Here is an 11,914-nt window from a genome sequence, read left to right as displayed (position 1 = left end):
GTCCCTCTCCCGAACGGGAGAGGGGACCCGCGCCGCCCGGCCGATCACCAGTTCCGTCGTGCCGACCGCGGGCGACATGATCTTCCGGCCATCCCCTCTCCCATTCGAGAAAGAGGGTTTCGAGCCCGTCACCCGCGTCAGCCTCCACTGGCCCGGCCCCGATCAGGGCCTGCGGCCCCGCCCCCTAGTCCTGTTCGAGCGCAGCGAGGCGACGGAGGTGGTGGCGCTCGCCCCCGAGGGGCCGCCGGAGCGGTTCCGCTGGCGGCGGCGGCTGCACCGGGTCGCCCACGCGGAGGGGCCGGAGCGGGTCGCCCCCGAGTGGTGGCGCGGGCCGGGCAAGAGCGGCCCGGCCAAGACCCGCGACTACTACGTGGTCGAGTGCGAGTCCGGGCGCCGGCTCTGGCTCTACCGGGACGGCGCCCACGCGACCGGCGAGCCGGCGGGCTGGTTCGTGCACGGGCTGTTCGCGTGAGCGTTCCTTACGCGGAACTCGCGGTCGCCACGAACTTCTCCTTCCTGCGCGGCGCCTCGCACCCGCAGGAATACGTGGAGCAGGCGGTCGCCTACGGGCTCTCGGCCATCGGCATCGCCGACCGCAACACGGTGGCGGGGCTGGTGCGGGCCTACGCGGCGGCGCGGGTGAAGCCGGAAGGGCTACGGGACCGGAGCCGGCCGGAAACCTGGAGGATCCGCTTCCTGCCGGGCGTGCGCCTCGTCACCGAGGAGGGCTTCGAGGCCGTCACCTACCCGATGGACCGGGCGGCCTACGGGCGGCTCTGCCGGCTGCTCTCGGCCGGCAACCGGCGCGCGCGGAAGGGCGCGTGCCGCTTCGCCTTCGCCGAGATGCTGGAGGCGGCCGAGGGTCAGATCTTCATCGCCATGCCCCCGGGGCGCCGGCTCACGCCCCCCGAGGGCTTCGCGGCCCGTCTCGAGGCGCTCGCCGCGGCGGCGCCGGGCCGGACCTATCTCGGCGGCGCCCATGTCCGCCGCGGGGACGAGCGGCGCCGCCTCGGCCTCCTGGCGGAGCTCGGCGAGCGCCTCGGCGCGCCCCTCGTGGCGGTCTCGGACGCGCTCTACCACCACCCCGACCGGCGCCCGTTCCAGGACGTGGTGACCTGCATCCGCGAGGGCTGCCGCCTGACGGAGGCGGGCTACCGGCTGGAGGCCAACGCCGAGCGCCACCTGAAGCCGGGGCACGAGATGGCCCGCCTCTTCGCCGACCATCCGGAGGCGGTCCGGCGCACCCTGGAGATCGCGCAGGCCTGCGGCTTCTCCCTCGGCGAGCTGACCTACGAGTACCCGGACGAGCCGGTGCCGCCGGGCCGGACGGCGCAGGAGTATCTGGAGGCGAAGACCTTCGAGCGCGCGGCCTGGCGCTTCCCGGACGGGCTGCCGCCGGGCGTCGAGGCGACGCTGCGCGAGGAACTGAGGCTCATCGCCCGGATGGACTACGCCCGCTACTTCCTGACGCTGTTCGACCTCGTGGAGTTCGCCCGCAGCCGGGGCATCCTCTGCCAGGGCCGCGGCTCGGCGGCGAATTCCGCCGTCTGCTACTGCCTCGGCATCACCGCGGTCGATCCGGCCAAGCACCGGCTGCTGTTCGCCCGCTTCATCTCCGAGAACCGGAACGAGCCGCCCGACATCGACGTCGATTTCGAGCACGAGCGCCGCGAGGAGGTGATCCAGTACCTCTACGCCAAGTACGGCCGCGAGCGCGCCGCGATCTGCTCCACCGTGATCCACTACCGGCCCCGCTCCGCCATCCGCGAGGTCGGCAAGGTTCTGGGGCTCACCGAGGACATCACGGCGGCGCTCTCCGAGACGGTCTGGGGCTCCTGGGGCAAGGACCTGCCGGACAGCCACGTCACGGAGGCCGGGCTCGACCCGGGAAACCCGGCGATCCGGCAGGCGGTGGACCTCGCCGTCGCCCTGATCGGCTTCCCCCGCCACCTGTCGCAGCATGTGGGCGGCTTCGTGCTGACCCGCGCCCGGCTCGACGAGACGGTGCCCGTCTGCAACGCCGCCATGCCCGATCGCACCTTCATCGAGTGGGACAAGGACGACATCGACGTGCTCGACCTGATGAAGGTCGACGTGCTGGCGCTGGGCATGCTCTCCTGCCTGAAGCGCGGCCTGGACTTTCTGGAGCGGGATTACGGCGCCTCCTACCCGACCCTGGCCGACCTGCCGCAGGAGGACGCGGCCGTCTACGCGATGCTGAGCCGGGCGGATTCGGTCGGCGTGTTCCAGGTCGAGAGCCGGGCGCAGATGTCGATGCTGCCGCGCCTCAGGCCCCGGGAATTCTACGACCTCGTGGTGCAGGTGGCGATCGTGCGGCCCGGCCCGATCCAGGGCGACATGGTCCACCCCTACCTGCGCCGCCGGGCGGGCGCCGAGCCCGTCGACTACCCGGCCCCCCACCCGGACCACGGGCCGGCCGACGAGCTCGAATCCGTGCTGAGCCGGACCTACGGCGTGCCGCTCTTCCAGGAGCACGCCATGCAGATCGCCATCACGGCGGCGGGCTTCACCCCTGCCGAGGCCGACGGCCTGCGCCGGGCCATGGCGACCTTCCGGCACGTCGGCACGATCGGCGTCTTCGAGGAGAAGTTCGTGGGCGGCATGACGGGCCGCGGCTACCCGCGCGACTTCGCCGAGCGCTGCTTCGCGCAGATCCGGGGCTTCTCCACCTACGGCTTCCCCGAGAGCCACGCGGCGAGCTTTGCCCTCCTCGTCTACGCCTCGGCCTGGATGAAGTGCCGGCACCCCGACGTCTTCCTCGCCGCGATCCTGAACGCCCAGCCGATGGGCTTCTACCAGCCGGCCCAGCTCGTGCGGGACGCGCGCGCCCACGGCGTCGAGGTGCGCGGGCCGGACGTGAACGCGAGCGACTGGGACTGCACCCTGGAGCCGGCCGCGGAGGCTCCGCCCCCCGGCGTGCCGCGGCGCCTCGCCGTGCGGATCGGCCTGCGCCAGGTGAGCGGCCTGCCCGAGGCCGCGATGCGCCGGCTCGTGGCGGTGCGGGGCAACGGCTACGCCAGCATCGAGGGTCTGCAGGCGGCGCTCGCGCTTCCTCGCAACGCCCTGGAGCGGCTCGCCGAGGCCGACGCCTTCCGCTCCCTCGACCTCGACCGGCGCGCCGCCCTCTGGATGGTGCGCACCCTCGAGGGCACCTCGGCGCGCAGGGCGGCGAAGGCCGCCGCGGAGGCCGGCCCCGACCGCCGGGCGCATCTCCTGGAGACGCCGCTGCCCCTCTTCGCCTTCCACGCCGACGACGGCCTGTTCCGGCACGAGCCCGCGGTGGCGCTGCCCGCCATGCCCCCGAGCGAGCAGGTGGCGGAGGATTACGTCTCGACCGGCCTCTCGCTCAGGGGCCACCCGATCGCCTTCTTCCGGGAGCGCCTCGCCCGGATCGGCGCGATCCCCGCCCGCGACCACGGAGACGAGGCGCTGCCCCCGAACAGCCGGGTGACGGTGGCGGGCCTCGTCCTCACCCGGCAGCGGCCGGGCACCGCCAAGGGCGTCGTGTTCCTCACGATCGAGGACGAGACCGGCATCGCCAACGTCATCGTCTGGCGCAAGGTCTTCGAGGCGAACCGGCGTGCGGCTATGACCGCCCGCTTCCTCGCGGTGCGCGGCCGCGTGCAGCGGGAGGGCTCGGGGGAGCACCGGGTGGTGCACGTGATCGCCGAGCGCTTCCGCGACCTCACGGACGAGCTGCGCGCCTTGCGGGAGGGCGGGGTGCGGCTGCCGGCCGAGACCAACGATTTCGGCGCGCCCCTCGACCGGCGGGTCTACCGCAGCCGGGACTTCCACTGACGCCAAGCGCCGCCTCGACAAGCGGCGGCGCCCGCGTAGAGTGCCGCCATGCTTCGACTCGCCCTCGCCCTTCTCCTCCTCGCGCCGGCCGCCGCCCGCGCCGACAGCTGCAACGGGCTCGCCCAGCAGATCGCCGCCGCCACGGGCGGCAAGGTCGGGCGCCGCTCGGGGCCGAGCATCGACATCAAGGTGCCGGGCAGCATCAAGCTCGACCTCACCTGCCGGGCCGAGCCCATCGTGCAGGCGAGCTCCGGCGACCCGACGCCCTCCGCGGCCTTCTTCCAGGATCTCTCGATCGCCTCGCAGCTCCTCGTCGGCGAGTCGCCCGGCACCGTCCAGGCGATCCTGACGAAGGCCTATCAGGCCTCGCTCGCCGAGCGCCGCAAGTCCTTCATCCAGCAGAACGGCTGGTCGGCGAGCTGCTACACGGACAGCGCCGGCTCGATCCGCACCCTCTGCTCGGTGGGACGGATCCCGCCGGGGTGACGGGCGCACTGGCCCTCGCCGTCGCGAGCGCGGACGGCGCCACGCAGGTGCTCGTCCTGCCGATCACCCACGCGCCGCCCTATCGGCCGGACGACGCGATCGAGATTCCCGCGGATGTCCGGAGGGCGTCGGGACTCGACGATGCGCCGCAATGGGTCGTCATCAACGAGTCGAACGTCTTCGCGTGGCCGGGCCCGGACCTTCGGGCGATCCCCGGCCGAACTCCGCCCACACACATCTATGGACGCCTGCCAGGCCGCTTCCTGCTGACCGTCGCGACCGCGTTCCGGGCGCGCAACCGCGGCAGCACCAGAGCCCAGGAGGTGCGACGCCCCTGACGCCGGCGCCCCGCCGATCAGTACTCGATCACGTCCTCAAGGGCGTAGTGCTTGACCGTCTTGCGGTTGGCGATCAGCTCGTCGACGGTCGGCTCGCCCTTCAGCGCCCGGGCGATGGCGAGCTTCGTCGCCTCGTAGTTCGTCCGGTAGAGGTCCTTGCGGTCGAGGTTCGGATCCTCGGCGCAGCGCGGGTCGAGCCAGATCATGATGATCATGCAGAGCTCGTCGACGCCCTCTTTCGGCAGGACGCCCTCGATGATGCAGTCGACGATCGCGTCGCCGGTCGCGGCCTGGACCACGCCGCCGAGGAGCTCGACGTACTCGGCCGTGTGGATCGTGGCCTTGGTGGTCATCATCGTGGCCGGGCGCACGAGCTGGTTGAGGTCGCGCACCACGAACATGCGGGTGTGGCCCTGGGCCTGCCCCATCATGCCGGCGAAAGCGTGCCCCGCCGGCCCGCGGGTGGAGCCGATCAGCACCTCCGGCATCGCGTCCGTGTACTGCCCTTCGGCGGCGAGCACCGTCGCCTCGCCCGTGCGGAACCAGATCTCGGACATCGCGTGACATTCCCTCGCTTCTGTGACGAGGGCGCGTAAAGCACCGGGGCGGCCGGGGCGTCAATCGGACGGGCCGATCAATCGAGCGGGCGAGCCATGCGATTTTGCGGGAGGCCCGCCCGCTCCGTCCCCGAAGGCGCTGGCCAGCGCCCGCGCGATGCGCCATGCAGGGCGGGCACCGCGGGGCGCGTGCGGGCCAAGAGGCGCGATGCCGATGAACGGATCAGAGAGGAGCCGCGACAGAAGCCGCGACTGGAGCCTTTCGGTGGCCGCGGCCGAGGACGGGGTCCGCCTCGAATTCGGCCTGAACGACCTCGACGGACGCCCCCTCACCGCCATCCTCGATCTCGACCGGGGCGAGGCCCGCAACCTCGCCCGGGCGCTGCTCGCCGCCGCCGGCGACGCGATGGAGCGGACATTCCCACACCCGGCGAGCGGGGATTAGGCCCCTCGCGCGGACGCGCTCAGCGCACGCCGACCTCGCGGCGGCCCGGCAGGCGCGGCACCCGGCTTCCGCGGGGCTCGACTGGTCCGGCGCAGGTGTAGGCGAACTCGGTCTGCAGGTCGGTGAAGATGGTCTCGCCGGAGATCCGGCAATCCTCGCGCAGGGTCTCGTCGAGGTAGGTGCGGGCGGCGAGGCGGAAGCGTTCCGTCCGGGTCGCCGCCGGGTCGTGCCCGGCATAGCGGTCGCCGATGCCGCAGCCCGTCACTTCCCGCAGGGCGTTCGAGACGATCAGCATCCGGCGCTGCTGGCGCTGGTCGTAGACCTCATAGGGATCGTTGCAGCCGATCGTCACGACCTGCGGCGTGAGGCTCACATAGGTCTTCGAGATGTAGGAGAAGCCGGTGCAACCCGCGACCGACAGGCCGAGGGCGAGAACCGGAACGAGCCGTCTGCCTGTCATCGCCATCCCGACCGGGCTCTCCTCGGATCTCCCGCCGCCGCCCGCATTGAAGCGGCTCCCGGCCCGCGGTCAAGCTCGGTCAGGACACGCTCGGCGGGAAAGGCGGGACTGTGCCCGGTTCCCGATGGGGGAGCGCCGCCCTAGGCCCAGGCGGCGAGGCCCTCGCCGATGCTGCGCACGTCCACCGCCGCGTTCTGCATGCTGACCGAGATGTCGCGCGTCACGGCACTCTGCTCCTCGATCGCGCAGGCGGCCTGCGTCACGAATTCCTGCACCGAGGAGATCCCTTTGCTGATCGAGGCCAGGGTGTCGGCGACCTCGTCGGAGACGCCCTGCATGGCCGCGATCTCCTCCGAGATCCGCGAGGTCGCCACCGTCGCCTGGTTGGCGAGGTTCTTCACCTCGTTGGCCACGATCGCGAAGCCCTTGCCGGCCTCGCCCGCGCGCACGGCCTCGATCGTCGCGTTGAGGGCCAGCAGGTTGATCTGCTCGGCGATCTTCGTGATCGCCTGAACCACCCCGTCCATCGACTGGGCCGCCTGCCGCAGGCGCATCTGGGCGTGGTCCGCGACCTCGGCCTCGCCGTTGATCGTGTCGACGGCCATCTTCGAGCGCACCATGACGCCCGCGATCTCGGAGACCGAGGCGCTCATCTGCTCGGCGGCCGCGGCCACCGACTGCACGTTGCTCAGGGTCTGTGCCGTCGCCCCGACGGCGCGGGCACGCGCCTCCATGTTGAGCGTCACGTCGGTGGCGTACTTCACCACCTTGAAGGGCCGGCCGTTCATGTCGAGGATCGGGTTGTAGGTCGCCTGGATCGAGACCTTGCGCCCGTTGCGGCCGACGCGCTCGAAGATCGCGGAGAAGAACTCGCCCCGGCGCAGGCGCTGCCAGAACTCGTCGTACTCGCGGCTCGCCGCGTAGGCCGGCTCCACGAACATGCGGTGGTGGTGCCCGCGGATATCGCCGACCCGGTAGCCCATCGCGTCGCAGAAGTTCTCGTTGGCGTCGAGCACGACGCCGTCGAGATCGAACTGGATCACCGCCTGGGAGCGGCTGATCGCCTCGAACTGCCCGGTGAAGTCGGCCGTCCGCAGCTTGGTCGCCGTGACGTCGGTGGCGAACTTCACCACCTTGAAGGGTCGGCCGTCCCTGTCGAGGATCGGGTTGTAGCTCGCCTGGATCCAAACCTCGCGCCCGCCGTGGGCGACGCGCTTGAACTCGCCCTGCTGGTACTCCCCCGCCCGCAGCTTCTGCCAGAACGAGGCGTAGTCCCACCCCTCCACCGCCGCCGGCTCCATGAAGATCCGGTGATGCTGGCTGACCACCGCCTCGCGCTCGTAGCCGAACAGGCGCAGGAACACGTCGTTGGCGTCGAGGAGGGTGCCGTCCATCGCGAGGTGGGCCACGGCCTGGGACTTGTTGACCGCGGCGACCTGCCCGCGGAAATCGGCGTTGCGCCGCGTCTCGTCCGTGACGTCGGTGGCGAACTTCACCACCCGGACCGGGCGGCCGTGACGGTCGAGGATCGGGTTGTAGGTCGCCTGGATCCAGACCTCGCGGCCGCCGCGGCCGATCCTCTTGAACTCGGCCGACTGGTAGTGGCCCCGCTTCAGGTCCTGCCAGAAGTCCCGATAGGCCTCGCTCTCGGCGACCCCCGGCTCGACGAACATGCGGTGGTGCCGGCCGCGAACCTCTTCGAGGTCGTAGCCCATCAGCGCGAGGAAGTTCGGGTTGGCGTCGAGGATGGTGCCGTCCATCGCGAACTCGATCGTCGCGAGCGAACGGTCGAGCGATCGCAGCAGTGCCTCGCCGTCGCTCCTCTGCTCCTTGCTCTGCTTCAACCACGTCATGACGACCTCCCGATTTCCAGGAGGTTAGGGGCGGCACATTTAAGAAAGACCTTGATCCAAGCCGAAGTTCTGGCGGGAACGAAAGACCGCAAATGCTCTTTGCGGCCCTCGATACTGCAGCTTTGGCAGATTTCGCCTCACCGAGACCCGGAGGCTCTTCCGCTTACTCCGCCGCAGCGCGGAGATAGCGTGCCGGGTCGTAGTTCAGGATCGGACCGAGCCAGCGCTCGATCTCGGCCACGTCCATCCCCTTGCGGACGGCATAGTCCTCCACCTGATCGCGCTCCACCTTGGCGACGCCGAAATAGTGCGCCTCCGGGTGGGCGATGTAGAGGCCCGAGACCGACGAGCCCGGCCACATGGCGTAGGATTCGGTGAGCTTCACCCCCGTCTGCGCCTCGGCGCGGAGCAGTTCGAACAGCGTCACCTTCTCGGTGTGATCGGGCTGGGCCGGGTAGCCGGGCGCGGGGCGGATGCCGTCGTACTCCTCCCGCATCAGGTCCTCGGGCGAGAAGGTCTCGGCGGCCGCGTAGCCCCAGAGCTCCCGGCGCACGCGCTCGTGCATGCGCTCGGCGAGGGCCTCGGCGATTCGGTCGGCCAGGGCCTTCACGAGGATCGAGCGGTAATCGTCGTTCGCCCGCTCGAAGCGCTCGGCGATGCGCACCTCCTCGAGCCCCGCGGTGACGACGAAGCCGCCGACGTAGTCGGCGATCCCGCTCTCGGCCGGGGCCACGAAGTCCGACAGGCAGGTGTTGGCGCGACCGTCGCGCTTCGTCAGCTGCTGGCGCAGGCCGTGGAAGGTCGCGAGCCGCTCCTGCCGACTCTCGCCCGTGTAGAGGGCGATGTCGTCGCCGACGCTGTTGGCCGGCCAGAAGCCGACCACGGCCTTCGGGTTGAACCAGCGCTCCTCGACGATCTGGCGCAGCATGCCTTGCGCGTCCTCGAACAGGGCGCGGGCGGCCGGCCCCTGCTCCGGATCCTCGAAGATCGCGGGGTAGCGGCCCTTGAACTCGTAGGTCTGCAGGAAGGGCGTCCAGTCGATGTAGGGGACGAGCTCCGACACCTCGTAGCTGCGGAAGACGCGGGTTCCGGTGAAGCTCGGCTTCGTCGGCGCGTAGCCCGACCAGTCGATCTTGAAGGCGTTCGCGCGCGCCCTGGCGATCGGCAGGCGCTGCTTGTCGGCCTCCGAGCGGGCGTGGGCATCGGCCACCTTGCGGTACTCGGCGCGCACCTTCTCGATCGTGGCCGCGCGGGTCTCCTCGGAGATCAGGCTCGACACGACGCCGACCGCGCGGCTCGCATCGGTGACGTAGACCGCCTGGCCCTGGCTGTAGGCCGGGTGGATCTTCACCGCCGTGTGGACGCGGCTCGTGGTGGCTCCGCCGATGAGGAGGGGCACGTCGAGCCCCTCGCGCTCCATCTCGCCGGCCACGTGCACCATCTCGTCCAGGGAGGGCGTGATCAGGCCCGAGAGGCCGACGATGTCGACGTTCTCGCGCTTGGCCGTGTCGAGGATCTTGGCCGCCGGCACCATCACGCCGAGATCGATGATCTCGTAGTTGTTGCAGGCGAGCACGACGCCGACGATGTTCTTGCCGATGTCGTGGACGTCGCCCTTGACGGTCGCCATCAGCACCTTGCCGGCGGCCCTGCGCGCACTGCCGCCGTTGGCCTTCTTCTCCTCCTCCATGAAGGGCTCGAGATAGGCCACCGCCTGCTTCATCACGCGGGCCGACTTCACGACCTGGGGCAGGAACATCTTGCCCGAGCCGAACAGGTCGCCGACCACGTTCATGCCGGCCATCAACGGACCCTCGATGACGTGGAGCGGGCGCTCGGCCTGCTGGCGGGCCTCCTCGGTGTCGGCCACGATGTACTCGGTGATGCCGTTGACCAGCGCGTGCTCGAGCCGCTTCTCGACCGGGGCCTCGCGCCAGGACAGGTCGGCGGTCTTGGCCTGGGCGGCCCCGCCCGTCTTGAAGCGCTCGGCGGATTCGAGGAGCCGCTCGGTGGCGTCGTCCCGGCGGTTCAGCACCACGTCCTCGCAGAGATCGCGCAGGTCGGCCGGGATCTCGTCGTAGACCGCGAGCTGGCCGGCATTGACGATGCCCATGTCCATGCCGGCATGGATCGCGTGGTAGAGGAAGACCGCGTGCATCGCCTCGCGCACGGGCTCGTTGCCGCGGAAGGCGAAGGAGAGATTCGAGACGCCGCCCGAGATGTGGGCGTGGGGCAGGGTCTCGCGGATCTGGCGGGTCGCCTCGATGAAGGCGACGCCGTAGGGGCTGTGCTCCTCGATGCCGGTGGCCACCGCGAAGATGTTCGGGTCGAAGATGATGTCCTCGGGCGGGAAGCCGACCTCCTCGGTGAGGATCCTGTAGGCGCGGCTGCAGATCTCGACCTTGCGCTCCAGCGTGTCGGCCTGGCCCTTCTCGTCGAAGGCCATCACGACGACGGCGGCGCCGTAGGAGCGGCAGACCTTCGCGTCGTGGATGAACTTCTCCTCGCCCTCCTTCATCGAGATCGAGTTCACGATCGCCTTGCCCTGCAGGCACTTGAGGCCGGCCTCGATCACCTCGAACTTCGAGGAATCGACCATCACGGGCACGCGGGCGATGTCGGGCTCGGCGGCGACGAGGTTGAGGAACTCGACCATCGCCTTCTTCGAGTCGAGCAGGCCCTCGTCCATGTTGACGTCGATGACCTGAGCGCCGGCCGCCACCTGGTCGCGGGCGACGTCGAGGGCCGCCGCGTAGTCGCCGTTGGTGATGAGCTTGCGGAACTTGGCCGAGCCCGTGACGTTCGTGCGCTCGCCCACGTTCACGAAGGGGATCTCCTTCGTGAGCGTGAAGGGCTCGAGCCCCGAGAGCCGCATCAGCGGCGCGATCTCGGGCATTCTGCGCGGGCTCTTGCCGGCCACCGCCTCGCTGATGGCGCGGATATGGTCCGGCGTGGTGCCGCAGCAGCCGCCGACCATGTTGACGAGGCCGCTCTCGGCGAACTCGCCCACGAGCGCGCCCATCGCCTCCGGGCTCTCGTCGTAGAGGCCGAACTCGTTCGGCAGGCCGGCATTCGGGTAGGCGCAGACCAGGGTGTCGCAGACGCGCGACAGCTCGCTGATGTGGCCGCGCATCTCGCGGGCGCCGAGCGCGCAGTTGAGGCCGAAGGTGAGCGGGCTGGAATGGCGCAGCGCGTGCCAGAAGGCGGTCGGCGTCTGGCCCGACAGGGTGCGGCCGGACAGGTCGGTGATCGTGCCCGAGATCTGGATCGGCAGCCGGATGCCGGTCTCCTCGAAGACCTGCCAGGCCGCGGCCACGGCGGCCTTCGCGTTCAGCGTGTCGAAGATCGTCTCGATCAGGATCAGCTCGGCCCCGCCCGCGATGAGGCCGCGCACCTGCTCGGCGTAGGCGTCGCGGACCTGATCGAAGGTGACGGCGCGATAGCCAGGGTTGTTCACGTCCGGAGAGATCGAGAGCGTCCGGTTCGTCGGGCCGATGGCGCCGGCCACGAAGCGGCGGCGCCCGTCCCGCTCTTCCGCGAGCTTGGCCGCCTCGCGGGCGAGCCGCGCCCCCTCCGCGTTCAGTTCGTGGATGATCGACTCCATGCCGTAATCGCCCTGGGCGATCGTGGTGCCGGAGAAGGTGTTGGTCTCGCAGACGTCGGCGCCCGCCAGAAAGTAGTCGAGGTGGATCTGCCGGATGGCGTCGGGCTGCGTCAGGATCAGGAGGTCGTTGTTGCCCTTCTGATCGTGGGCGTGGTCTTTGAACCGGTCCCCGCGAAAATCCTGCTCGGTGAACTTGAGACGCTGGATGACGGTGCCCATCGCCCCGTCGAGCACCAGGATCTTCTCCCGCGCGCGCTGGCGCAGGGCGCGCTCGATCTCGCGGCCGTCGACGGGGGCAAAGTCGGTCATCAGGTCTCTCGGGTTGCTACGGTCATCCCCCGCCCCGCGCGGG

At 70.6% G+C, this 11,914-nt stretch carries 9 protein-coding genes; 5 read left to right on the top strand and 4 right to left on the bottom strand.

The window, feature by feature from the left end:
* From MOX02_RS32135 to MOX02_RS10755, 4 genes are all read left to right on the top strand, one after another.
* Positions 1 to 472: DUF6504 family protein (locus MOX02_RS32135; RefSeq protein ID WP_373866732.1), on the top strand; the 472-nt coding region annotated here is incomplete at its 5' end.
* Positions 469 to 3,819 (top strand): error-prone DNA polymerase, encoded by a 3,351-nt coding sequence (locus MOX02_RS10765; protein WP_147025787.1) that lies wholly within the window; start codon positions 469 to 471, stop codon positions 3,817 to 3,819. The genes MOX02_RS32135 and MOX02_RS10765, both read left to right, overlap by 4 nt.
* A 48-nt stretch (positions 3,820 to 3,867) precedes the next feature.
* Positions 3,868 to 4,305, top strand: coding sequence for a hypothetical protein (locus MOX02_RS10760; RefSeq protein WP_147025786.1), 438 nt, complete (start codon positions 3,868 to 3,870; stop codon positions 4,303 to 4,305).
* The gene (locus MOX02_RS10755) at positions 4,302 to 4,643 is read left to right on the top strand and encodes a hypothetical protein (RefSeq protein ID WP_147025785.1); all 342 of its coding nucleotides are present in this window, start codon (positions 4,302 to 4,304) and stop codon (positions 4,641 to 4,643) included. Before MOX02_RS10760 ends, MOX02_RS10755 begins: the two co-directional genes overlap by 4 nt.
* A 17-nt stretch (positions 4,644 to 4,660) precedes the next feature.
* On the opposite strand, the gene MOX02_RS10750 is transcribed toward MOX02_RS10755, so the two are convergent.
* Positions 4,661 to 5,200: a formaldehyde-activating enzyme gene (locus MOX02_RS10750; RefSeq protein WP_147025784.1), complete on the bottom strand. Its 540-nt coding sequence runs from the start codon at positions 5,198 to 5,200 to the stop codon at positions 4,661 to 4,663.
* Between the two features lie 265 nt (positions 5,201 to 5,465).
* Here MOX02_RS10750 and MOX02_RS10745 point away from each other — a divergent pair, with 265 nt between their 5' ends.
* Complete coding sequence (locus MOX02_RS10745; RefSeq protein ID WP_373866731.1) at positions 5,466 to 5,645, top strand: hypothetical protein; 180 nt, start codon at positions 5,466 to 5,468, stop codon at positions 5,643 to 5,645.
* A 19-nt stretch (positions 5,646 to 5,664) separates the two neighbouring features.
* On the opposite strand, the gene MOX02_RS10740 is transcribed toward MOX02_RS10745, so the two are convergent.
* From MOX02_RS10740 to metH, 3 genes are all read right to left on the bottom strand, one after another.
* Positions 5,665 to 6,111: a hypothetical protein gene (locus tag MOX02_RS10740; RefSeq protein ID WP_147025782.1), complete on the bottom strand. Its 447-nt coding sequence runs from the start codon at positions 6,109 to 6,111 to the stop codon at positions 5,665 to 5,667.
* Between the two features lie 134 nt (positions 6,112 to 6,245).
* The gene (locus tag MOX02_RS10735) at positions 6,246 to 7,958 is read right to left on the bottom strand and encodes a PAS domain-containing protein (RefSeq protein ID WP_147025781.1); all 1,713 of its coding nucleotides are present in this window, start codon (positions 7,956 to 7,958) and stop codon (positions 6,246 to 6,248) included.
* Positions 7,959 to 8,121: 163 nt separating this feature from the next.
* The gene (metH, locus tag MOX02_RS10730; protein ID WP_147025780.1) at positions 8,122 to 11,871 is read right to left on the bottom strand and encodes a methionine synthase; all 3,750 of its coding nucleotides are present in this window, start codon (positions 11,869 to 11,871) and stop codon (positions 8,122 to 8,124) included.
* Between the last annotated feature and the right edge of the window lie 43 nt (positions 11,872 to 11,914).

The sequence above is a fragment of the Methylobacterium oxalidis genome (assembly GCF_007992195.1).
Lineage (GTDB): Bacteria > Pseudomonadota > Alphaproteobacteria > Rhizobiales > Beijerinckiaceae > Methylobacterium > Methylobacterium oxalidis.
The sequence above is the reverse complement of the archived record's forward strand: the minus strand, read 5'-3'. Positions and strand labels throughout refer to the sequence as shown.